19 protein-coding genes are annotated in these 21,870 nt (G+C 69.0%); 12 read left to right on the top strand and 7 right to left on the bottom strand.

What is annotated here, in order from left to right:
• The first annotated feature begins 83 nt into the window (after positions 1–83).
• The 3 genes from G7A98_RS10530 to G7A98_RS10520 all read left to right on the top strand — a co-directional run bounded on the left by G7A98_RS10530 (position 84) and on the right by G7A98_RS10520 (position 2,730).
• Positions 84–1,055, top strand: a complete 972-nt coding sequence (locus G7A98_RS10530; RefSeq protein WP_163649632.1) for an alpha/beta hydrolase — start codon at positions 84–86, stop codon at positions 1,053–1,055.
• Positions 1,052–1,540 (top strand): hypothetical protein, encoded by a 489-nt coding sequence (locus G7A98_RS10525; RefSeq protein WP_163649631.1) that lies wholly within the window; start codon positions 1,052–1,054, stop codon positions 1,538–1,540. Before G7A98_RS10530 ends, G7A98_RS10525 begins: the two co-directional genes overlap by 4 nt.
• 83 nt (positions 1,541–1,623) lie before the next feature.
• Positions 1,624–2,730 carry an aminotransferase class I/II-fold pyridoxal phosphate-dependent enzyme gene (locus G7A98_RS10520; RefSeq protein WP_163649630.1) on the top strand — a complete coding sequence of 369 codons (1,107 nt, stop codon included), beginning with the start codon at positions 1,624–1,626 and terminating at the stop codon, positions 2,728–2,730.
• Between the two features lie 69 nt (positions 2,731–2,799).
• Here G7A98_RS10520 and G7A98_RS10515 read toward each other — a convergent pair whose 3' ends face one another.
• Positions 2,800–4,320 (bottom strand): YifB family Mg chelatase-like AAA ATPase, encoded by a 1,521-nt coding sequence (locus G7A98_RS10515; protein WP_163649629.1) that lies wholly within the window; start codon positions 4,318–4,320, stop codon positions 2,800–2,802.
• A 124-nt stretch (positions 4,321–4,444) separates the two neighbouring features.
• Positions 4,445–4,849, bottom strand: coding sequence for an accessory factor UbiK family protein (locus tag G7A98_RS10510; RefSeq protein WP_163649628.1), 405 nt, complete (start codon positions 4,847–4,849; stop codon positions 4,445–4,447).
• A 309-nt stretch (positions 4,850–5,158) separates the two neighbouring features.
• Between G7A98_RS10510 and G7A98_RS10505 the strand changes: the two genes are divergently transcribed.
• The 3 genes from G7A98_RS10505 to G7A98_RS10495 all read left to right on the top strand — a co-directional run bounded on the left by G7A98_RS10505 (position 5,159) and on the right by G7A98_RS10495 (position 7,269).
• On the top strand, positions 5,159–5,497 hold the full coding sequence (locus tag G7A98_RS10505) for a P-II family nitrogen regulator (RefSeq protein WP_163649627.1): 339 nt from the start codon (positions 5,159–5,161) through the stop codon (positions 5,495–5,497).
• 25 nt (positions 5,498–5,522) lie between these two features.
• Complete coding sequence (locus tag G7A98_RS10500) at positions 5,523–6,767, top strand: ammonium transporter (RefSeq protein ID WP_163649626.1); 1,245 nt, start codon at positions 5,523–5,525, stop codon at positions 6,765–6,767.
• Between the two features lie 163 nt (positions 6,768–6,930).
• Positions 6,931–7,269 carry a P-II family nitrogen regulator gene (locus tag G7A98_RS10495; RefSeq protein WP_163649625.1) on the top strand — a complete coding sequence of 113 codons (339 nt, stop codon included), beginning with the start codon at positions 6,931–6,933 and terminating at the stop codon, positions 7,267–7,269.
• A 247-nt stretch (positions 7,270–7,516) separates the two neighbouring features.
• Here the strand turns inward: G7A98_RS10495 and G7A98_RS10490 are convergent, their stop codons facing one another.
• Positions 7,517–8,293, bottom strand: coding sequence for a ferredoxin--NADP reductase (locus tag G7A98_RS10490; RefSeq protein WP_163649624.1), 777 nt, complete (start codon positions 8,291–8,293; stop codon positions 7,517–7,519).
• Between the two features lie 148 nt (positions 8,294–8,441).
• Between G7A98_RS10490 and G7A98_RS10485 the strand changes: the two genes are divergently transcribed.
• From G7A98_RS10485 to G7A98_RS10465, 5 genes are all read left to right on the top strand, one after another.
• Complete coding sequence (locus G7A98_RS10485; protein ID WP_163649623.1) at positions 8,442–9,368, top strand: LysR family transcriptional regulator; 927 nt, start codon at positions 8,442–8,444, stop codon at positions 9,366–9,368.
• Positions 9,369–9,705: 337 nt separating this feature from the next.
• On the top strand, positions 9,706–12,123 hold the full coding sequence (gene pgaA / locus G7A98_RS10480) for a poly-beta-1,6 N-acetyl-D-glucosamine export porin PgaA (protein ID WP_240464734.1): 2,418 nt from the start codon (positions 9,706–9,708) through the stop codon (positions 12,121–12,123).
• On the top strand, positions 12,120–14,078 hold the full coding sequence (gene pgaB / locus G7A98_RS10475; RefSeq protein ID WP_240464733.1) for a poly-beta-1,6-N-acetyl-D-glucosamine N-deacetylase PgaB: 1,959 nt from the start codon (positions 12,120–12,122) through the stop codon (positions 14,076–14,078). Before pgaA ends, pgaB begins: the two co-directional genes overlap by 4 nt.
• The gene (gene pgaC / locus G7A98_RS10470; protein WP_163649620.1) at positions 14,075–15,340 is read left to right on the top strand and encodes a poly-beta-1,6-N-acetyl-D-glucosamine synthase; all 1,266 of its coding nucleotides are present in this window, start codon (positions 14,075–14,077) and stop codon (positions 15,338–15,340) included. The genes pgaB and pgaC overlap by 4 nt, the downstream gene beginning before the upstream one ends.
• The gene (locus G7A98_RS10465) at positions 15,330–15,626 is read left to right on the top strand and encodes a hypothetical protein (protein WP_163649619.1); all 297 of its coding nucleotides are present in this window, start codon (positions 15,330–15,332) and stop codon (positions 15,624–15,626) included. Before pgaC ends, G7A98_RS10465 begins: the two co-directional genes overlap by 11 nt.
• A 221-nt stretch (positions 15,627–15,847) precedes the next feature.
• Here the strand turns inward: G7A98_RS10465 and G7A98_RS10460 are convergent, their stop codons facing one another.
• The gene (locus G7A98_RS10460) at positions 15,848–16,885 is read right to left on the bottom strand and encodes a GGDEF domain-containing protein (protein ID WP_163649618.1); all 1,038 of its coding nucleotides are present in this window, start codon (positions 16,883–16,885) and stop codon (positions 15,848–15,850) included.
• Positions 16,882–17,691: an alpha/beta hydrolase gene (locus G7A98_RS10455; protein ID WP_163649617.1), complete on the bottom strand. Its 810-nt coding sequence runs from the start codon at positions 17,689–17,691 to the stop codon at positions 16,882–16,884. The genes G7A98_RS10460 and G7A98_RS10455 overlap by 4 nt, the downstream gene beginning before the upstream one ends.
• 399 nt (positions 17,692–18,090) lie before the next feature.
• Here G7A98_RS10455 and ftsH point away from each other — a divergent pair, with 399 nt between their 5' ends.
• Positions 18,091–19,971, top strand: coding sequence for an ATP-dependent zinc metalloprotease FtsH (ftsH, locus tag G7A98_RS10450; RefSeq protein WP_163649616.1), 1,881 nt, complete (start codon positions 18,091–18,093; stop codon positions 19,969–19,971).
• Positions 19,972–20,512: 541 nt separating this feature from the next.
• Here the strand turns inward: ftsH and G7A98_RS10445 are convergent.
• Both G7A98_RS10445 and G7A98_RS10440 read right to left on the bottom strand, forming a co-directional pair.
• Positions 20,513–20,911: a putative zinc-binding protein gene (locus G7A98_RS10445; RefSeq protein WP_163649615.1), complete on the bottom strand. Its 399-nt coding sequence runs from the start codon at positions 20,909–20,911 to the stop codon at positions 20,513–20,515.
• A 78-nt stretch (positions 20,912–20,989) separates the two neighbouring features.
• Positions 20,990–21,787, bottom strand: a complete 798-nt coding sequence (locus tag G7A98_RS10440; RefSeq protein ID WP_163649614.1) for a peptidylprolyl isomerase — start codon at positions 21,785–21,787, stop codon at positions 20,990–20,992.
• Positions 21,788–21,870 lie beyond the last annotated feature (83 nt).

Here is a 21,870-nt window from a genome sequence, read left to right as displayed (position 1 = left end):
CGCATCACGGGGATTGACCGGCGACAGACGACCTGCTCTCGTTCACAATCGGTACAAGCATGGAAGCGAACCTGGGAGATGCCATGACCGATTTCGCGCCGTTACAGGCGCTGGGACCGCTGGCCGTGGTCGATGCGCCGCGCGCCGAGGCGCTGGAGGAGTACCTGGCCCACTACCGACTGGCTCCCCTGCTGTCGGAGGGAGTCGAGCTGTACGCCGGTTTCGTGGATGCCGAGCGCTACCGGCTGTGGGCCCAGGTCTGGTGTCCCGGCGAGCCCTGCGGCACGGCCTTCGTGGTCCACGGCTACTTCGACCATCTGGGGCTCTACCGCCACCTGCTGGAGCGCCTGCTCGACCGGGGCTGGCGCGTGGTGCTGTGGGACCTGCCCGGTCACGGCCTGTCGAGCGGCCCCCGCGCCACCATCGACGACTTCGAGGAGTACGGCGCCTGCCTGCACGCGCTCCAGCGCCACCTCACCCGGCGCACGCTCGCCCCCGGCCCCTGGGTGGGGATCGGCCAGAGCACCGGCGCGGCGATTCTCGCCACCGACGCCCTGGGACGCGGCACCACGGCCCCCTGGGAGGCCCTGGTGCTGCTCGCACCGCTGGTCCGCCCCTGGGGGTGGCCGCAGTCGAGCTGGCTGCATCGCCTGGCCAGCCCCTTCATAAGCTCGATTCCACGGCGCTACCAGCCCAACTCCAACGACGCCGAGTTCGCCGCCTTCCTGCGCGAGCACGACCCGCTGCAACCGGATCGCCTGACCCTGACCTGGGTGACGGCGATGCGCCGCTGGATGGCCCACATGCTGGCCCTGCCGGCCAGCGACCTGCCGGTGCTGATCCTGCAGGGCGAACAGGACCTGACCGTCGACTGGAGCTGGAACCTCGAGGTGCTGACCCGCAAGTTCCCCCGCGCCCGGGTCCATCGCCACCCCGAGGCGCGTCACCATCTGGTCAACGAGAGCCCGCCGATCCGCGACACCCTGTTCGATGAGCTCGACCAGTTTCTCGACGGCGTCATCGAACCGGCCGACCAGCCCTCGGTGACGCCGTGAAACGCACGCTCTGCAGCCTCTGCCTCGCCCTGCTGCTGGCCGCCTGTGCCGGCGCCCCGCCCTCGAGCACCACGCCCGAGCGCCGAGCCCTGCAGGGGCTGAGCCAGCGCGCCGCCGAGGCCGCCATGACCGCCCCCCACTGGGCGATCCCGGCCGAGGAACGCGTCCTGCTGCTGGCCCCGCCCCGGGTCGATGCCGACCTGCCCATCGCCACCGACACCTTCCGCGAGGCGCTCACCCGCGCCCTGCTCGGCCGCAACGGCGGCCCCCAGGTCCTCAACTGGACGCCCACGGTGAACGAGTCCGCGGCCCCCGACAACCAGTGGATCCTGGAAAGCCGGCTGCAGACCGAAGGCCCGATCCTCGCCCTCTCCGACCGCCGCCTGCTGCCCTACCGCCTGGAGCTGACGCTGCGCCGCCCGGGCAGTGACGCGCCGCGCTGGCGCTACCATATCGACGGTGCGCTGGATGCCTCAGCGCTGTAATCGCCCCATCCCGCGTTTTGCGGCACCCGGCATCGCGCGCCACAATGACCGGCCAGCCTCACCCGAGCAAGGAGTCGTCAGTCATGCCCCGCTACGCCCGTCACCTCTATCGTGAAGGCCCCGCCAACCCCTTCCCCGGCCTCAAGGCCCTGGAACGCAAGCTGGGGCGTTCGATTCCGCACCGACTGGGCTCCAACGAAGGGCTCGACATGCCGCATCACGCCCTGAAGGCGCGTTTCGGCGAGGCCGTGGCCGAGCTGGCGCGCAGCTACGGCGATGCCGAGGCGCTGGGCGTGCGCCGCCGCCTGGCCGAGGCCGTGGACACCCCGGTCGAGGCGTTGCTGGTGGACGCCGGCGCCGACAGCCTGCTGGCCCTGGCGCTGCGCGCCACCTGCGAGCCCGGCGACACGGTGATCACCAGCGCCGGTACCTACCCGACCTTTCGCTACTTCGCCGCCGGCCAGGGCTGCCGGGTGGTCGAGGTCGACTACCGCCGCGCCCCGGGCCGGCTGGCGCCCGACCTCGCCGCCCTGGCGGAACACGCCCACCAGCATCACGCCCGGCTGGTCTATCTGGCCAACCCGGACAACCCCAGCGGCCACTGCCACGACGACGAGGCCGTGCAGGCGCTGCGCGACGCCCTGCCGGCGGAGTGCACCCTGCTGCTCGACGAGGCCTATCACGACTTCCGCGGCGATGCCGACGCGCCCGCCGCCGGCGCCGTGTGGCCCGGGGTGATCCGCGTGCGGACCTTCTCCAAGGCCCACGGCCTGGCGGGGCTGCGCATCGGCTACGCGATCGCCGACCCGGGAACGCTGGCCATGCTGCACAAGGTGCGCATCCATTACGCCGTCTCCTCGCTGGCGCTGGCCGCCGCGGAGACGGTACTCGATCACCCCGGCGAGACCCGCGAGCACGTCGAGGCGGTGGTCCGGCGCCGCGAGCAGCTCGCCGAACGGCTGCGCGGTCTGGGTGCCGAGGTGCCGCCGAGCGACACCAACTTCATCGCCGTATGCCTGCCCGATGCCGAGACCGCCGAGCGCGTGCACGGCGAGCTGCTCGCCGCGGGCGTGCTGATTCACCGCCCCGCGCACCCGGCGCTGGGCGACGTGCTGCGCATCAGCACCCTGGCCGACGCCCTGCCCGAGGGCCGCCTGGCGGCGCTGGAGGCCGTGCTGCCCGGGCGCTGAGGGCCCGCCCCGGTCACTCGGGCGAAGCGGCGTTCTGTCGGGGCCTCCGTGACCCGGATGGCCTGGCGTTCAGGCCGAGGATTCGCCGCCGCCGCGCAGCCGGTCGAGCTGGCGATAGCCGATCGCCTCCATCAGCTGGGGGCGCCCGGGATGCGGTACACCGGCCAGGTCGGCGAGCGTCAGCGCCACCCGCAGCACGCGATGATAGGCCCGTGCCGAGAGCTTGAGCCGGGTCAGCACCTCGGCCAGCCAGACCCGTTCGGCCTCCGGCAGGGCACAGGCGGCCTCCAGCGCGGCTCCGGGCAGCCGGGCATTGAGATGCCCCCGTGCCAGCTGCCGCTCGCGGGCGGCGAGCACCCGCTCGCGTACCGTGGCCGAACTCTCGCCCCGGGTGTCGCGGGTCAGCTGGTCGGGCGGCAGGGCCGGCACCTCGACCTGCAGGTCGATGCGATCGAGCAGCGGCCCGGATAGCCGCGACTGGTAGCGCTGGATCTGCGCCGGGGTGCATACGCAGGCCTGGCGCGGGTCGCCCAGGTGCCCGCAGGGGCAGGGATTCATGGCCGCGACCAGCTGAAAACGCGCCGGGAAGCGGCGCTGGCGGCTGGCCCGGGCGATGTGGATCTCGCCGGACTCCAGCGGCTCGCGCATCACCTCCAGCACGCCGCGGTCGAACTGCGGCAGCTCGTCGAGAAACAGCACCCCGTGGTGGGCCAGCGAAATCTCGCCGGGCCGCGGCCGCGAACCGCCGCCCACCAGCGCCGCGCCGCTGGCGGTGTGGTGCGGCGAGCGGAAGGGACGCTGCCCCCACTGCGCCAGCAGGTCGAGCCCGCAGACCGAGCGCACCGAGGCCACCTCGAGCGCCTCGTCCGCCGACAGCGGCGGCAGGATGCCCGGCAGGCGGCTGGCGAGCATGGTCTTGCCGGTGCCCGGCGGACCGGCAAACAACAGGTTGTGCCCGCCCGCCGCCGCCACCTCCAGCGCGCGGCGCGCCTGATGCTGGCCACGCACCTCGGCGAGATCCGCCAGCGGCGCCCGGGACGGGGTCGGTGCCGTGAGGGTGTGGGCCGGCAGCGTGGCCTGCCCCAGCAGGTGCGCGACCACCTCGCTCAGGTGCCCTGCCGCCTGCACCGTCAGCCCCTCGGCCAGCGCGGCCTCGTCGGCGTTGTCCTCGGGCAGCAGCAGGGTCCGCTCGGCACGGCGCGCCGCCAGGGCGGCGGGCAGCACGCCGGAGACCGGGCGCAGCCGCCCGTCGAGGGCCAGTTCGCCGAGGCACTCCACGGACTCGAGCGACGCGACGGGGATCTGCTCGGAGGCCGCCAGGATACCCAGCGCGATCGGCAGGTCGAAGCGGCCGCCCTCCTTGGGCAGGTCCGCCGGCGCCAGGTTGACGGTGATGCGCCGCGTGGTGGGAAAGTCGAACCCGGCATTGGTCAGGGCGCTGCGCACCCGCTCGCGGCTCTCGCGCACGGCGGTTTCCGGCAGGCCGACCAGCGTCATGCCCGGCAGGCCGTTGGCCAGGTGCACCTCGACCAGCACCTCCGGCGCCTCGAGCCCCAGCCCGGCGCGTGTATGAACGAGAGCGAGTGCCATGGGCGGCTCCTTGATCCGACGACGTGGCCGCGAGCCGGACCGGCAGTGCCCGGCTCGCTACTTAAGAATCTGTTGATTCAGCATTCATTGATACAGATCGGGCCGTCATCGGCAAGGGCGTGGCTCAACGCGACGCCGAGTCGTCGTCCGCGGGCCGGGGCTCATCCGCCGCGGCGGCCTCGCCGGTTCCGGCGGACTCGCGCTCCGACGTGGCGTCATCCGGCGCGGGAGCGGTCGCCGTCTCGCCGGCGGACACCGGGGCGGCGCTCTCGGCCGAGGGCGTCTCGGCGTCCAGCGACGCCTCCAGCGCGGCGACCTGCTTCTCGAGGGCCTCGACACGGGAACGGGTGCGCTGCAGCACGTCCATGAGGATGTCGAAGTCCTCGCGGGTCACCAGTTCCATGCGCTCGAAGGCACCGCGCATCACGTTGTGCACGTTGCGCTGGATATCCTCCGGCGCATGGGAAGCATCCTGCAGCCGCTCGCCGAGCTGCTGGGCGAGGCGGCTGATACGGTCGTTGGGGATCATGGGTCTCTCCTTCCAAGGGTGTCTCCAGCATACGCAACGCACCTTTCGCCTGCACCAGCCTGTGCCGCCCGCTTCCGGTCATGTCAGGGCGGGTCGCGAGCGCTCGACGCCACGTGCGCCAGGGTGATGCGCCGGTCGTCACCACCGGCACCAGAATGGTGCGCTGCGTTGCAGCATGTCATCCCGATGCGCCTCTAAATCGGTGGCGAAAACAATTCATCTCACTGTTTTCAATCAACAAAAACAAAGGTGGCACATCCTTCGCGTTATCGCTTTCAGGCGCCAGCCGACCACAAGGAGACGCAAGGGATGAAACTCATCACCGCCATTATAAAACCCTTCAAGCTCGACGATGTGCGCGAGTCCCTGGCCGACAACGGGGTGCAGGGCATCACCGTCACCGAGGTGAAGGGCTTCGGTCGCCAGAAGGGGCATACGGAGCTGTATCGCGGCGCCGAGTATGTCGTGGACTTCCTGCCCAAGGTGAAGATCGAGATCGCCCTCGACGACGACCGGGTGGACAGCGTGCTCGAGGCCATCCGAGCCGCCGCCAACAGCGGCAAGATCGGCGACGGCAAGCTGTTCGTCACGCCGCTGGAGGACGTGATCCGGATTCGTACCGGCGAACGGGGCCCCGACGCCGTCTGAGACGCAGGACAAGGAGACAACAACGATGACAGAGCTCAACTACGCGCTCGATACCTTCTACTTCCTCATCTGCGGGGTGCTGGTCATGTGGATGGCCGCCGGCTTCGCGATGCTGGAGGCTGGCCTGGTACGCTCGAAGAACACCGCGGAGATCCTCACCAAGAACGTCGTGCTGTTCGCCATCGCCTGCACCATGTACCTGCTCGTGGGCTACTACCTGATGTACTCGAGCGATGCCGGCGGTTTTTTGCCCAACCTCGGCGTGCTGCTGGGCAACGAGCACGGTGTGGACGCGGTGCTGGCCGGCGGTGACGACGCCCCCTACTATTCCGCCCGCGCCGACTTCTTCTTCCAGGTGGTCTTCGTGGCGACCGCCATGTCGATCGTCTCCGGCGCCGTGGCCGAACGCATGAAGCTGTGGGCCTTCCTGGCCTTCGCGGTGGTGATGACCGCCGTCATCTACCCGGTCGAGGGCTACTGGACCTGGGGCGGCGGCTGGCTGAACGAGCTGGGCTACTCCGACTATGCCGGTTCCGGCATCGTGCACCTCGCCGGGGCCGCCGCGGCGCTGGCCGGGGTGCTGGTACTCGGCCCGCGCAAGGGCAAGTACGGCAAGAACGGCGCCATCTTCGCCATTCCCGGCGCCAACATGCCGCTGGCCACGCTCGGCACCTTCATCCTGTGGATGGGCTGGTTCGGCTTCAACGGCGGCTCCGAGCTGAAGCTCTCCGACGTGACCTCGGCGAACCACATGGCGCAGGTACTGGTCAACACCAATGCCGCGGCGGCAGGCGGCGTGATCGCCGCGCTGATCCTGGCCAAGCTCTGGTTCCGCAAGGCGGACCTGACCATGGCGCTCAACGGGGCGATCGCCGGCCTGGTGGCCATCACCGCCGACCCGCTCTCCCCCACCGCCCTGGGCGCGACGCTGATCGGTGCCATCGGCGGCCTGCTGGTGGTGGCCTCGATCGTGACCCTCGACAAGCTGCGCATCGATGACCCGGTGGGCGCGATCTCCGCCCACGGCGTGGCCGGCATCTGGGGCGTGATGGCGGTGCCGCTGTCCAACGGCGAGGCGACCTTCGGCGCCCAGCTGATCGGGGTGATCGGCATCTTCGCCTGGGTGTTCCTCGCCAGCCTGGTGGTATGGCTGATCCTCAAGGCAGTCATGGGCATCCGGGTCAGCGAGGAAGAAGAATACGAAGGGGTCGACCTGGCCGAGTGCGGGCTGGAGGCCTATCCGGAGTTTACCGTCGGCGGCAACCAGTAACGCCGCCGACACACCGAGTGAGCTGGCGTGCTCCACCTGGCCCCCTTCGGGGGGTCTTTTTTATTCGCCCAACGAGCGGTGTATGCTTTAGGGCAACAATACCGACGCAATCCGGGGCCGGCCTCCGCGTGCCGGCCCCGCCCCAAGGCGAGGAGTCAAGACGATGAAACTGGTGACAGCCATCATCAAGCCGTTCAAGCTGGACGATGTCCGCGAGTCGCTCTCCGAGATCGGCGTGCAGGGCATTACCGTGACCGAGGTCAAGGGCTTTGGTCGCCAGAAGGGCCACACCGAGCTGTATCGGGGCGCCGAATACGTCGTCGACTTCCTGCCCAAGGTCAAGCTCGAGGTCGCCGTCGACGACAGCATGACCGAACAGGTCATCGAGGCGATCACCAGCGTCTCCAACACCGGCAAGATCGGCGACGGCAAGATCTTCGTCTCGCCGCTGGAGCAGGTGATTCGCATCCGCACGGGCGAGACGGGCAAGGACGCGGTCTGAGTTCGGCCTGAAAACTGGCTACGCTCGGCCATACGGCGTTAAAAATCAGCTCAAAATGCTCATTTACTCCGCGTAAACTCCGCTTTTTCGCTGATTTTTGCCTTGTCTGGCCATCGCTCGCCGACTTTTCAGACCAAACTGCCGCTCGCATCCATCCCGAACAACAACGCCCCCATGACCTTGTCATGGGGGCGTTCTTTATTTCCGTGTCGCGCTTGTGGCTTACCGCTCCCGGCGAAGCCGGGGCTTACTTCTCGACGAAGGCGCGCTCGATCACGTAGTCGCCCGGCTCGCCCATGCGCGGCGAGATCTTGAAGCCCAGGTCGTCGAGCAGCGCACTGGTCTCGTCGAGCATCGCCGGGCTGCCGCAGATCATGGCACGGTCCTGCTTGGGATCGAGCGCCGGCAGGCCGGTGTCCTCGAACAGCTTGCCGCTGCGGATGTGGTCGGTCAGGCGGCCCATGGTGCGGAAGTCCTCGCGGGTCACGGTCGGGTAGTAGACCAGCTTCTCGCTGATCTCCTCGCCCAGGTACTCGTGGGCCGGCAGCTCCTGCTCGATGAAGTCGGCATAGGCCAGTTCGCTGACGGTGCGCACGCCGTGGATCAGCACGATCTTCTCGAAGCGCTCGTAGACCTCCGGATCCTGGATCAGGCTCATGAACGGCGCCAGGCCGGTGCCGGTGGACAGCAGGTAGAGGTTGCGGCCCGGCAGCAGGTCGTCGGTGACCAGGGTGCCGGTGGGCTTGCGGCTGACCATGATCTGGTCGCCGACCTTGAGATGCTGCAGGCGCGAGGTCAGCGGGCCGTCGGGCACCTTGATGCTGAAGAACTCGAGATGATCCTCGTAGTTGGGGCTGGCGATGGAGTAGGCGCGCACCAGCGGCTTGCCCTCGACCTCCAGGCCGATCATCACGAACTGGCCGTTCTTGAAGCGCAGGCTGCGCTCCCGGGTCGTGCGGAAGCTGAACAGGGTATCGTTCCAGTGGTGGACACTCAGCACTTCTTCCAGGGCGTACTTGCTCATCAGGGCCTCTCAATATATTCCAAAAAAGAATAATGCAGCGGATTTTAACTTTCCCATAATTCTAAGACCCCGGCCGATATCTGTTAAATGGGTTGTCTGGATAACCCTTATCGGTAATCTTGATAAGCAAGCCGCCACGAGTCCGCCCATGCGCTACACCCTTCGCCAGCTCGAGGTCTTCGTCGCCGTCGCCCAGCAGCAGAGCGTCTCGCACGCCGCCCGCGAGCTGGCGCTCTCGCAGTCCGCCGCCAGCACGGCACTGGCCGAACTGGAACGCCAGTTCGACTGCCGGCTGTTCGATCGCATCGGCCGCCGGCTCAAGCTCAACGCCCTGGGCTTCCAGCTGCTGCCCAAGGCGGTGGCCCTGCTCGACCGCGGCGAGGAGATCGAGGAACTGCTGCGCGGCCAGCGCGGCATCGGTTCGCTGGACGTCGGCGCCACCCTGACCATCGGCAACTACCTGGCCACCCTGCTGATCAGCGACTTCATGCAGCGCCACCCCGGCAGCCGGGTACGCCTGCACGTGCGCAACACCGCCTCGATCGTCGAGCGCATCATCCAGCACGAACTGGATCTGGGGCTGATCGAGGGCAACTGCCAGCACGAGGACGTGGTGCTGCAGCCCTGGGTGGAGGACGAGCTGACGGTGTTCTGCGCCCCGCACCATCCGCTGGCCGGCGCCGGCGACGTGGGCCTCGACCGGCTGCTGCGGGAGGCCTGGATCATGCGCGAACAGGGCTCGGGGACCCGCCTGACCCTGGAGCAGGCCACCCGCCACCGCCGCGGGCGCTTCAACATCCGCCTCGAGCTGGAGCACACCGAAGGCATCAAGCGGGCGGTGGAATCGGGGCTGGGCATCGGCTGCGTCTCCAACCTGGCCCTGCGCGACGCCTTTCGGCGCGGCAGCCTGGTGCCGGTCGCCACGCCGGCGCTCGACCTGCGCCGCCAGTTCGCCTTCATCTGGCACCGTCACAAGTACCTGAGCACCGGCATGCGGGAGTTCCTGCGCCTGTGCCAGCAGATGACCGAAGGCGTCAGCCGCAGCGACGAGATCGAGCTGCCCAGCGTGCCCTGAGCCGGCCAGGCCCAGGAAAGTCACGCTCACCCCTTCAGAAACAGCGTTTTTCCCGCCCCGCCAGGATGAGCCCTGCCCCTCGCGTCGAGCTCACGACGCCCCTGATTTCCGGCGTTTTACTGCAACGCAAAATCAGCCTGGCGATGGGTCAATGTCAGGTTGGGCGCCCTCGCCGGCCCTCGTATCCTGACATGAGGATTTAACGCTTTGTAACGCGTTTGTCAGCCCGCTAACGCCGAACGCATCACTCGCCGGTTCAGGCGCAGGTACGAAAACAGGCGGCCGGGCACGGGATCTTCAGGCAACAGTGTGGGGGCGTGCGATGAACAAGCGGTCGATGACCTTGGGGACACTGGTCTGTCTGTCGGGGCTGCTCGGTGCACCCGCCGCCCTGGCCCAGAGCGGCAGCACGGATGCCCAGCGCGAGGCCTGGGTGGTCAAGGCCCGCCAGGGCGAGCGCGATGCGGCGATCGACGGCCTCAAGGCGCTCTACGCGCGCACCGGCGACACGCGGGTCCTCGACGACCTGATCGCGCTGCTGGTGCGCGCCGGCCGGCTCGAGGAGGCGCTGAACGCCTGCGGCCCCTGCCGGGCCGAGGACTACTCCGAGACCAGCCTGGTCGCCCTGGGCGGCGCGGCGCGCCAGCTCGGCCGCCCCGAGCGCGCCCAGGAGTTCTTCCGAGAGCTGACCCTGCGCGACCCCAACAACCCCCAGGGCTGGCTGGGGCTGGCGCTGACCCATACCGACCTGGGCAACGTCGAGTCGGCCGGCTGGGCACTGGCCCGCTACGAGGAGACCTTCGGCCGTACCGACGAGTACCTCGAGGCCCGCGCCTACCTGGCCGCGCGCACCGACAACACCCTCGGCGAGCTGCAGGCCCGCCAGCGTCTGGTCGAGCGCCAGCCCGAGAACGACCAGGAGGTCAAGGCCCTCTACCGGCTGGCCGTCACCCTCGGCGCCAGCGCCGCCGCCCAGCGGATGATGAGCGAGCATCCCGATGTCTTCACCGAGGCCGACCGGCTCTGGCTGCGCTACTACGATGCGGTCGCCAGCCTGCGCCTGGCCGACAGCACCGGCGACCTGAGCCATGCCGAGCAGGGCCTGGCGGGGCTGAACGCGGTCATCGCCGACGAGCGCTCCGCCCCCGGGCTGGTGCAGCGCGCCGAGTACGACAAGGTCGTCGCCCTGGCGACCCTGCGCCGCTTCCGCGACGCCGAGGCGCTGGCCGCCACGCTCGAGACCCGCTACGGCCCGCTGCCCAACTACGTGCAGGAAGCCCGGGCCGACGCCCTGAGCGGCCTGGGGCGCCCCGGCGAGGCGCGACGCCTCTACCAGTCGCTGGTGGCCTCCAACCCCGGCAAGGCCCGCGACGTCGATCACCCGCTCTATGAATCGCTGATCTACGCCTACGCCGACGCCCAGCAGTACGGCCGGGCCAACGACCTCCTCGAGCGCTGGAAGGCCGAGGAGCCGGCCACCCGCTGGGACTTCACCGGCACCCGGCGCATCGACAACCCCAACTTCGAGAAGGTGCGCTACCTGGAGGTCATGCTCACGGCCTGGCGCGGCGACGAGGACGGCGCCGAGGCGCAGCTCGACGACTACCTCGCCGAGGCCCCCGGCAGTGCCTCGCTGTGGCGCATCAAGGGCGACCTGTACCGCTGGCGCGGCTGGCCGCGCCAGGCGGAGCAGGCCTATCGCGAGGCCGCCGACCGCCGACCGCCGGACAGCCGCCAGGCGGCCGACTACGGCATTCTCGGCGCGCGCCTCGACCGCGGGCAGTGGCGTGACACGGTCGCCGCCATCAAGCAGGAAGTCGCGACTCGCCCGCCCAGCGTCGCGCTCGAGGGCCTCGAGCGCGACTGGCGCGAGCAGCGCGCCGGCAAGCTGTCGATCCAGGCCGAGCGGGGCGACACCCAGGGCAACGGCGTGCAGAGCTCCCGCGACTGGCGCTACGAGACCCGCCTCGATGCCCCGCGCAACGACGCCGGCTCGCGCTTCTTCGCCCAGCGCATCGGCATCTACGGCAAGTACAACGGCGACAATCTGTACGCCGCCTACGATGCCGCCGGCTACGAATTCAACCTCTACCCGGCGACGCTCTCCCTGGCGGTGGGCCAGGGCGCCCAGCTCAACGAGGACTGGCTGGCCTGGGGCCGCTTCAACTATGCCTTCTCGGACTTCTGGTCGATCAACGCCAGCGCCGAACTGAATACCGCCCAGACGCCGCTGCGCGCCCTCAACGACGACATTCAGGCCGACCGCTACAGCCTCGGCGTCAAGTACCGGCGCGACGAGAAGGGCGAGGGCGGCCTGGGCCTGGCCCTGACCGACTTCGACGACGGCAACCTGCGTCGCGAGGCCTTCGCCTACTGGGACGAGGACCTGATTCACCACGACGCCTGGCGGCTCAACGGCCAGCTTTTCGTCGGCGGCTCACAGAACGACACCCTCACGACCAGCTACTACAACCCCGCCAGCGACATCAGCACCAGCGGCCAACTCGCGCTGAGCTACCTGCTGCCGCTGGGCTACCGCAAGGGCTTCACCCAGACGCTGACCCTCGGCGGCGGCAACTACTGGCAGGAAAACTATGGCAGCAACGCCACCTGGCAGATCGGCTACGCCCACCAGTGGACGTTCGAACCCGACCTGCTCCTCAGCTACGGCATCGCCCGCCAGAAAGCCGTCTACGACGGCGACCCGGAATACGGCAACTTCATCACCGCCGGCATCGAATGGAGGTTCCTGTGAAAACGCGGCTGCTTGCTCTGCTGGCGCTGTGCCTGACCGTGGCACTCGCCGCCCCGGCCTTCGCCGGCCGCCAGCCCGGCGACCTGGCGGTGATCAGCTATCACGACATTGTCGATCTGGACCGCACCCCGAACCAGAAGCTCTACCCCCAGACGATCACCCGCAACAAGCTGATTCAGCACTTCAACCTGATCGCCGAACTGGGCTATCACCCGGTCAGCCTGCAGCAGGTGCTGGACGCCCGCGACGGCAAGCAGCCGCTACCGGACAAGGCCGTGCTGCTGACCTTCGACGACGGCTACCGCAGTTTCTACGATATCGTCTATCCGCTGCTCGAGCTCTACAACTACCCGGCGGTGGCCGCCATCGTCGGCAGCTGGCTGGACGTGCCCCCGGGCCGGCAGGTGCTGTACGGCAACGACCGCCTGCCACGCTCGCACTTCATGACCTGGGACCAGCTGCGCGAGATGGACGCCTCGGGCCGCGTGGAGATCGCCTCGCATACCTACGCCCTGCACTACGGGCTGGTGGGCAACCCCTTCGGCAACCAGCAGCCGGCCGCCGTGACCAGCGCCTGGACGACCCAGGGCTACGAGGATGCCGCCGCCTACCGCGCCCGCATCCGCGAGGACTTCCGCCGCTCCCAGGAACGCATGCGTCAGGAGCTCGGCCACCCGGCCCGGGCGATGGTCTGGCCCTACGGCGCCTACAGCGAAGCCACCCTGCAGATGGCCGCCGATGCGGGCATGCCGACCACCTTCAACCTGATCTCGCGCATGGACGACATCAACGAGGGCACCCGGGCCATGGGCCGCTACCTGGTGGATCAGGAGACCTCCCTTCAGTACCTGCAGGAGATCCTCGCCGGCAAGACCTGGGACCGCACGACCAAGCGCATCGTCCATGTCGACCTCGACTACGTCTACGACCCCGACCCCGCCCAGCAGGCGCGCAACCTCGACCGGCTGCTCGACCGCATCAAGGCCTACGGGGTGAGCACCGTCTACCTGCAGGCCTTCGCCGACGCCGACGGCAACGGCGTCGCCGAGGCGCTCTATTTCCCCAACCGCCACATGCCGGTCAAGGCCGACCTGTTCAACCGCGTCGCCTGGCAGCTGAAGAAACGCGCCGACGTCCAGGTCTATGCCTGGATGCCGGTGATGGCCTTCGACATGGGGCCGGGCTACCAGTACGTCAGCGACCTGCGGCTGGGCAAGCCCAACCCCCACAACTATCGCCGCCTGTCGCCCTACGTGGCGGAAAACCGCCGGATCATCGACGACATCTACGAGGATCTGGGCCTGTACACCAAGTTCGACGGCCTGCTGTTCCACGACGACGGTTTCTTCAGCGACTACGAGGACGCCGGCACCGCCGCGCTGGCCTGGTATCACCAGAAGTGGGGGCTGCCCCCCGGCGTCTCGCTGATCCGCCAGGACAAGGCGCTGATGGCCCGCTGGACCCAGCACAAGACACGCTTTCTGATCGACTTCACCCAGGAACTGGCCCGTGCCGCCGACCGCTACCGCCTGCACGACGAGCAGCGGCTGCGCACGGCCCGCAACGTCTACGCGCCGGTGGTCCTCGACCCCGAGAGCCGCGCCTGGTTCGCCCAGGATCTCGAGGCCTTCGCCGACGCCTACGACTACACCGCGGTGATGGCGATGCCCTACATGGAAGGCGCCCACGACGACGAGCTGTGGCTGCGCCGGCTGGCCCGCGACGCCCTGGCCAGGGTGCCGAGCGACAAGCTGGTCTTCGAGCTGCAGGCCACCGACTGGCGAGACAAGTCACCGGTGCCCAGCGACACGCTGGGACGCTGGATGCAGGTGATCCGCGAGGCCGGCGTGCGCAACTACGGTTACTACCCCGACGACTTCCTCAACAACCATCCGGACGCGGGCGTGCTGCGTCGCAACTTCTCGTTGACCGCCCGCCTGGGAGCCCGGCCATGACCTCCACGGAACTGCTCGAACTCCTGATCCTGTTCACCGTCGGCTATCCCAGCCTGATGGCGACCATCTGGATCTCCGGCGGCCTCTACTACTACTTCCACTGGGAACGCCGACAGGCCCACGAGGTAGTGAGCCCCTCGCGGGAGGACGACCCCTGGGTGACGGTGCTGGTGCCCTGCCACAACGAGGCCGCGCACATCGACGAGACCATCGGCCACCTGTTCCGGCAGAACTACCTCAACTACGAGGTGATCGCCATCAACGACGGCTCCCGGGACACCACCGGCGCCCGGCTCGACGCCCTGGCCCGGCAGTACGCGAACCTCAAGGTGCTGCACCAGACCAACCAGGGCAAGGCCGCGGCCATGAACAACGGCCTGCGCCAGGCCCGCGGCGAGCTCGTGGTGGGCATCGACGGCGACGCCGTGCTCGACTACGACGCCCTCTTCTGGATGGTGGCGCACTTCCGCCAGAGCCCCCGGGTGGGCAGCGTCACCGGCAACCCCCGGGTGCGCACCCGCTCGACTGCGATCGGCAAGATCCAGACCGGCGAGTTCTCGTCGATCATCGGCCTGATCAAGCGTGCCCAGCGCATCTACGGCATGGTGTTCACCATCTCCGGCGTGGTCTGTGCCTTCCGCCGCAGCGCGCTGCAGCAGGTCGGCGCCTGGAGCACCGACATGATCACCGAGGACATCGACGTCAGCTGGAAGCTGCAGCTCGCCGGCTGGCAGGTGCGCTACGAGCCCCGGGCGGTGTGCTGGGTGCTGATGCCCGAAACCCTGCGCGGCCTGTTCCGCCAGCGCCTGCGCTGGGCCCAGGGCGGCGCCGAGGCCTTCCTGCGCCACCTGGGCGCGGCGCTGCACTGGCGCAACCGCCGCTTCTGGCCGCTGCTGGTCGAGTACGTGATCAGCGTCGCCTGGTGCTACTCCATGCTGGTGCTGGGCGGCCTGTGGGTGGTCGACCTGGCGATGGGGGCGCCGGTCTCGAGCTGGTCGCCGCTGGAGGCGCTGCTGCGCTGGTCCGGCGGCCTGCTGGTCATGCTCTGCCTGCTGCAGTTCGCGGTCAGCTTCTTCATCGACAGCCGCTACGACCGGGCGATGTACCGCTGCCTGTTCTGGTGCATCTGGTACCCGTTCTTCTACTGGCTGATCAACATGGCCACCGTGGTGGTGGCCTTCCCCAAGGCCGTGGTGCGCCGCCGCGGCCAGCTTGCCATCTGGACCAGTCCCGACAGAGGAGAGCGTTTCCGTGAACCATGAACTCGGCTCGATGATCATCGACAACCCCGGGCGCCGCAGCCTGAGCTATCGGCTGCGCGATACCGCCCTGGTGATGGCCACCCTGGGCCTGTGGGGGCTGTTCGCCCTCCAGGCCTGGACGGCGCTGGCGAGCAGCGAAATCCTCATCGAGCAGGCCTATGCCCTGGCCGTGCTCAAGATCACCGCGCTGGACTTCGTCGGCGTGTTCTTCCTGCTGCACAGCTGGGTGATCTACGAACGCCTGCTGTTCCGCTGGCGACAGCGGATTGCGACCCGACACGCCTGACCCGCAGCGGGCGACGGAGGGCGGGAGCGTGCTCGACGGCGGCCGGGAGCGCCTTCATCGCGACCGAAGGCGCTCCCACAGCAATCGTGGCCATGCCGATCAGCCTGACTGGCGGGCCTGTGGGAGGGGATTCATCCCCGACGGCGGCGACCCGGTGGCATCTGCACCGCGACTGACGGCGCTCCCACGTCCGGGCGCCGGATGAACAGCCTGCCGGGAGATCACCGCTCGCGGTGCCCGGAGCACGCATCAGGGGACGAGTTGTGGCACTCGATGCGGTTGCGGCCGTGGCGCTTGGCCCGGTAGAGGGCGTGATCGGCGCGGACGAACAGGCTGTCGAAGCTGTCCCGTACCTGGCGGTCGGCCAGCCCCACGCTCAGGGTCACGTCGGTGTCGATCGACCAGGCGTGCGCGGCCACCGCACGGCGCAGGCGTTCCATGGCGCTGCACGCCTGGCGGGCGCTGGCCTCGGGCAGCAATATGGCGAACTCCTCGCCGCCGACCCGGAAGATGGCGTCGTGATCGCGGAAGGTGGCCCGCATCAGCCCGGCCAGCTGCTGCAGGATCTCGTCGCCCACCGGATGGCCATGGCGATCGTTGATGGCCTTGAAGTGATCGATGTCCATCAGCGCCAGCGTCAGCGGCGCGCCCTCGCCCCCCTCGGCCTCCTTCAGCCAGGCGGCGAGCGTCTCGTTGAAGGCGCGCCGGTTCTTCAGGCGCGTCAGGGCGTCGCTGTAGGCACAGTGCTCGAGATGACGATTCTGCTCGAGGAGCTCCCGACGGTGGGCTTCCAGCTCGGTCTTCAGGGCCTCGAGTTCCGCCACCGCGGCGACCTTGTCCTGCAGCGCGCGCTCCGTGGTCCGGCGCGCCTGGATCAGCTCCCGCTCGAGGCGGCTCTTGCGCCGGATCGGCATCAGCGCCCAGTGCCACTGCGTCTGTCCGGCCGCCTCGCGGCGCTCGATACCGCACAGCACCGGGATCTCCCCGCCCCCGGCGGTCTTCAGCGCCAGGTGCACCTCCTCGGCCTGTCCCGCCTGCTCGAGCTGCGCCACCACATGCCAGTGCAGCAGGGTGCGGGCACTCGCCGTCAGCCAGTCTTCCAGGGCCTCCCCCGCCAGCACCGGCACCCCCAGCCAGTCGTGCAGGCGCTGATTGGCCGCCACCACCTCGCCCGACGCCGACGTGATCATCAGTCCGCAGGGCGCCGTCAACCACGCCGTCAGGGTGTCGGCCTCCCACCGTGGCGCTTCCGGCCTCATGCCGCGATCCAGGTACGCAGGGCGTCGGCCAGCACGTCGGGGGCGCGAATCTGCGGGTAGTGCCCCTCGACCGGCAGCCCCGCGAGGCGCGCGTTCGGCAGCTGCGCGGCCAGGTACTCCGCCGCCTCCCGGGAGACCACGGCGTCGCCGTCGGTCTGCGCGACCACGACGGGCACCGTCACCTCGGGCAGCCGTGCCCGGGTATCGCTGAAGAAGACCACCTCGGCGAAGCGGCGTGCGACCACCGCCTCGGTGGCCAGGAACTGCTCGCGCAGCTGCGCTTCCGCCGGGGCCGATGCCGACACGCCGATCACCTCGGCGGCCAGGCGCCCGGCCCAGTCGAAGTGGTTCTGCTCCATCAGGTCCAGCAGGGCGTGGATATCCTCGCGCTCGAACCCGCCGTGATAGTCGGGCGCATCGTTGAGATAGCGGCTCGAGGCATTGATCATGATCAGCTGACGGAACCGCTCGGGGCGCCGTCGCGCCGCCAGCATGGCGATGATGCCGCCGATGGAGTGCCCCACCACCACGACCGGCTCCAGCCCGAGCGACTCGACCAGCCCCAGCAGGTCGTCGGCGTAGGCATCGAGCGTGGTGTAGCTGGCCAGCTCGGCGGCCTCGCGGGTGGCTCGCCCGGTGCCCGCGTGGTCAAAGCGGATCAGCCGGTACGCCCCGTCCAGCTGCTCGCACAGCGGCTGCCAGAGGCTCTGCTCGTAGCCGAAGCCGTTGACCAGCAGCACCGCTGTCCGACCGCGGCCCGTGATGCTGACCCCGTGGGTTCCGTTGTCCGAAACTGTTCTTTTCATGTGACCGCCAGGGTTGAAGACTATCGGGTCGATGAAGGCCGCTCCCTCAGCCAGGGTCAAATGTTTGTTTGACCCTCGACAATGGCCTTGATGACGGCCTGAACCAGCCTAATCGGACTCGATGCAGGAGCGCCATAGGCCGACGATCGATTCGTCGCAAAAAAGCGACAATTATGACGCCATGCATCCGGAAAGGCGCGCCATGACTGGCGACACTTCCGCCACCTCGAGCGGCACGGCTCCCTGGGGATTGACCCACGTCAACGCAATCGGTGCCCGGGGCCGGTATGCCTTGCCTGTAGCCCTGCCTGTGCGATGACTGCCCGGGAGACGCCCCGAGGTGGGCGCAGGGTGACATACACTGAATCGAAGACAGGGCGATCCGGAGGGAGGCGGGACATGGACAGGCGCAACCAGATTCACCTGTGGTACGCGATCGCGGCCTTCGTGCTGGTACTGATCTTCCAGAATGCCTATCTCGAATGGCGTTCCCGGGAGCCGATTCCCTATTCGGAATTCACCCAGCGGCTCGAGGCCGGCGACATCGCCACCATCAAGGTCGGCAGCGAGCAGATTACGGGGACGTTCAAGACGCCCGGTCAGGACGGCCGCACCGGCTTCACCACCAACCGCGTCGACCCGGCGCTGGCCGCGACGTTCGAGAAGTACGGCGTGACCTTCGACGGCACCCGCGAGAACACCTTCTTCACCACCCTGCTGTCGTGGGTGATCCCGGTGCTGTTCTTCTTCGTGCTGTGGTCGCTGGTGATCCGACGCCTGGCCGGCAGCCAGGGCATGGGCGGGATGATGACCCTGGGCAAGTCGAAGGCCAAGGTCTATGTCGAGACCGCCACCCGGGTGACCTTCGCCGACGTGGCCGGCGTCGACGAGGCCAAGGACGAGCTCAAGGAGGTGGTGGCCTTCCTGCGCGACCCGCAGCGCTACGGGCGGCTCGGCGCCCGGGTGCCCAAGGGCATCCTGCTGGTCGGCCCGCCGGGCACCGGCAAGACGCTGCTGGCCCGGGCGGTGGCCGGCGAGGCGGGCGTGCCGTTCTTCTCGATCTCGGGCTCGGAGTTCGTCGAGATGTTCGTCGGCGTAGGCGCGGCGCGGGTCCGCGACCTCTTCGAGCAGGCGGCCAAGGCCAAGCCCTGCATCATCTTCATCGACGAGCTGGATGCGCTGGGCCGGGCCCGCGGGCCCAACGTGATGGGCGGCCACGACGAGAAGGAACAGACCCTCAACCAGCTGCTCACCGAGCTCGACGGCTTCGACACCGCCTCGGGCATCGTCCTGCTCGCCGCCACCAACCGCCCCGAGATCCTCGACCCGGCGCTGCTGCGCGCCGGGCGCTTTGACCGCCAGGTGCTGGTCGATCGCCCCGAGCGTCTCGGGCGCAAGGCGATCCTCGAGGTGCACATCGGCAAGCTCCAGCAGCTCGCCGCCGACGTCGATCTCGACCACATCGCCGCGCTGACGCCGGGCTTCACCGGCGCCGATCTGGCCAACCTGGTCAACGAGGCGGCGCTGCTGGCCACCCGTCGCGGGGCGGAGGCCGTGAGCATGGCCGACTTCACCAACGCCATCGAGCGCATCGTCGCCGGGCTGGAGAAGAAGAGCCGGCTGCTCAACGCCCACGAGCGCGAGGTGGTCGCCCACCACGAGATGGGCCACGCGCTGGTCGCCGCCGCGCTGCCGGACATGGACCCGGTGCACAAGGTGTCGATCATCCCGCGCGGGGTCGGCGCGCTGGGCTACACCATCCAGCGCCCCACCGAGGACCGCTTCCTGCAGACCACCACCGAGCTCAAGCACCGCATGACGGTGCTGATGGGCGGCCGGGCCGCCGAACGCCTGATCTTCGACGAGATCTCCACCGGCGCCGCCGACGACCTGGCCAAGGTCACCGAGATCGCCCGCCACATGGTCACCCGCTTCGGCATGGCCGAGGGCATCGAGCCGGTGGTCTACGAGGAGGAGCGTCACGCCTTCCTCGGCGAGGCCTACGGCATGGCCCAGCCGCGCGAATATTCCGAGGCCACCGGCCGCGAGATCGACCTCGCCGTGCGCCAGCTGGTGGACGAGGCCTACCGCCGCGCCCTGGGCATCCTCGAGGCCTGCCGCGGCGACCTGCAGGCCGGCGCCGCCCTGCTGCTGGAGCGGGAAACCCTCACGGCGCAGGACTTCCCGCCGATCCGCCCTCGTGCCGGCCGGGCCCTGCCGGCCCCCGCCGAGCCGGCGGATACCGGCTCGTCGGCCTCCGGCGCCGCCTCGAACTCTTAGCCTGAGTCAATCCATGGCAAAACAGCGATAGCGAGAAATCACGAATTTTTCTTACCCTTGATAACCCAGGTTAAATCGACATCCGCATCAAGCTGCGAGAGTGTGCGATGTCGGGCAAGGGAGAGCCCGTCAGGGAAGATCGAGCAACGGAAGGCTCAAAAGCCAGGGATGTACGAGCAGGACGCTCGTTGAAGCCAGCAAGGAAACGCAGCGCTAGGCAGGATCGGCCCCAGGGGGCCGACCTTGTCGCCTTTTTCCATGACCGCACGAGATATGGATCGACATGCAGGCTCCGTGACCTGAAAGGGAAATTCACCTATCGGGTCACAATGTTAACTATTGTGTGCTAGTGTAACATGGCTCGTCGCGATCAGGACGATCGCCGGCAAGGAGGCCGCGGCCAGGAAGGCCCCGGTATCAGGACGATACCGCCACCAGGAACGGCAAGACCGGCCAGCGGAATGGCCGGCATGACGAGACTCCCTGCATGTGCGCCCTGCCAATCCTTGGCAGGGCGCTTTTTTTGCGTCGTTGCCTGCCGTCAGCGTGCCGCCGGGGCGTCGGGAATCGGCAACCGGGCGATCAATCCACCGACCTCCTCGGTCACCGTGGCGATGGTGGCCTCGTCGTAGAGGCGCCCCTTGCGCTTCTTCAGGCCGCGCTCGTAGAGCCGCACGTGCTCGGTGGGCGTCACCCCGGCGTTGGCCAGGCAGTGGCTGGCGCAGTGCATCTGGCAGCCGTCGATGGCGACGATCGGCCGCCCCGAGCGCGCCGTCTTCACCAGCCCCGGCACGCCGCCGCCGACGCCGGCGATGCACGACATCTCGGCGGTACCGGCGTGATCGAGGCGCAGCGCCACCTCGTTGGCCAGCTGGGCGACATCCGAGCAGCCCGAGCAGGAATAGACCAGCGGCGGCCGGGTGGATGCATCGCGTGTCATGACAACCTCCTTCCCCGCCTGTAGCAGCGGGGCCGTGACGGAACCCCGGCGCGGCGGCCGGGCGACGTTACTCAAGCGTTACTGCATCAGCGCGCCCTCGGCGTCGTCGTCGAGCCGGAACCCGGCAACGCCGATCTCGGCCTCCAGGGCCAGCAGGTAGTGGCGCAGGGCGCGGCGCGAGGCCTGCTCGCACAGGGTATGGCGGACCCGTTCGGCGACCGCCTCGAAGGGCTGCGGGCGGGCGTCGCGGCGCTCATCGATGCAGACCAGGTGCCAGCCGTAGCGCGAGGCCAGCGGCCGGTCGTGCAGGCCCTCGGGCAGGGTCTGCAGGGCGCGGTCCAGCTCGGCGACGGTCTGCCCCGGGGTGAGCCAGCCCAGCTCGCCGCCGCTTTCCTTCGAGGGGCAGGCGGAGTGGCGCCGGGCCAGGTCGGTGAAGCGTTCGGGGTGTTCCTCGAGCTCGGCGATCAACGCCATGCCCCGGCGGTAGCCGGCGTCGCGGGCCTCGGCATCGTCCGGGGCCGCCGCCAACAGGATATGGCGCACCGCCAGCCGCGCCGGCTCGCCGAAGCGCTCGCGGTGGGCGTCGAAGTAGCGTCGGCAATCGGCCTCGTCGGGCTCGGGAGTCGGCAGCTCCTGCTCGAGCAGGGCGGCGATGGCGGCCTCGTCATCGCCTTCCAGGCCCAGCACCTGCTGCGCGCGCTGACGCAGCAGCTCGCGGACCACCAGGGCCCGCACCGCGGCCTCGCGGGCGCCGTCGGCGCTGTCGGCCGGGTGGTGCTGCATCTCGCGGGCGATCTCGGTTTCGTCGATGGCGGTCTCGCCGACGCGGATCGGCGCGGCGCCGCCCGGCAGGGTTTCGATGGCAATCTGTTGCATGGTCATGATCTCGAATAGCTCTCAGCGGGTCTTTGCGGCGCAGGGCCTTGCCGGGGCAGGGCGTCGACAGGATTGCGCGAGGG

This window comes from Modicisalibacter sp. 'Wilcox' (assembly GCF_010993675.1).
GTDB lineage: Bacteria > Pseudomonadota > Gammaproteobacteria > Pseudomonadales > Halomonadaceae > Modicisalibacter > Modicisalibacter tunisiensis.
This window is presented reverse-complemented; position numbering and strand designations above follow the sequence as displayed.

Bases quoted from the DNA above. Each gene is read 5' to 3' on its own strand.
- G7A98_RS10530 (WP_163649632.1), top strand. From the start codon at position 84: ATGACCGATTTCGCGCCGTTACAGGCGCTGGGACCGCTGGCCGTGGTC.
- G7A98_RS10520 (WP_163649630.1), top strand. From the start codon at position 1,624: ATGCCCCGCTACGCCCGTCACCTCTATCGTGAAGGCCCCGCCAACCCC.
- G7A98_RS10515 (WP_163649629.1), bottom strand. From the start codon at position 4,320: ATGGCACTCGCTCTCGTTCATACACGCGCCGGGCTGGGGCTCGAGGCG.
- G7A98_RS10510 (WP_163649628.1), bottom strand. From the start codon at position 4,849: ATGATCCCCAACGACCGTATCAGCCGCCTCGCCCAGCAGCTCGGCGAG.
- G7A98_RS10505 (WP_163649627.1), top strand. From the start codon at position 5,159: ATGAAACTCATCACCGCCATTATAAAACCCTTCAAGCTCGACGATGTG.
- G7A98_RS10500 (WP_163649626.1), top strand. From the start codon at position 5,523: ATGACAGAGCTCAACTACGCGCTCGATACCTTCTACTTCCTCATCTGC.
- G7A98_RS10495 (WP_163649625.1), top strand. From the start codon at position 6,931: ATGAAACTGGTGACAGCCATCATCAAGCCGTTCAAGCTGGACGATGTC.
- G7A98_RS10490 (WP_163649624.1), bottom strand. From the start codon at position 8,293: ATGAGCAAGTACGCCCTGGAAGAAGTGCTGAGTGTCCACCACTGGAAC.
- G7A98_RS10485 (WP_163649623.1), top strand. From the start codon at position 8,442: ATGCGCTACACCCTTCGCCAGCTCGAGGTCTTCGTCGCCGTCGCCCAG.
- pgaA (WP_240464734.1), top strand. From the start codon at position 9,706: ATGACCTTGGGGACACTGGTCTGTCTGTCGGGGCTGCTCGGTGCACCC.
- pgaC (WP_163649620.1), top strand. From the start codon at position 14,075: ATGACCTCCACGGAACTGCTCGAACTCCTGATCCTGTTCACCGTCGGC.
- G7A98_RS10460 (WP_163649618.1), bottom strand. From the start codon at position 16,885: ATGAGGCCGGAAGCGCCACGGTGGGAGGCCGACACCCTGACGGCGTGG.
- G7A98_RS10455 (WP_163649617.1), bottom strand. From the start codon at position 17,691: ATGAAAAGAACAGTTTCGGACAACGGAACCCACGGGGTCAGCATCACG.
- ftsH (WP_163649616.1), top strand. From the start codon at position 18,091: ATGGACAGGCGCAACCAGATTCACCTGTGGTACGCGATCGCGGCCTTC.
- G7A98_RS10445 (WP_163649615.1), bottom strand. From the start codon at position 20,911: ATGACACGCGATGCATCCACCCGGCCGCCGCTGGTCTATTCCTGCTCG.
- G7A98_RS10440 (WP_163649614.1), bottom strand. From the start codon at position 21,787: ATGCAACAGATTGCCATCGAAACCCTGCCGGGCGGCGCCGCGCCGATC.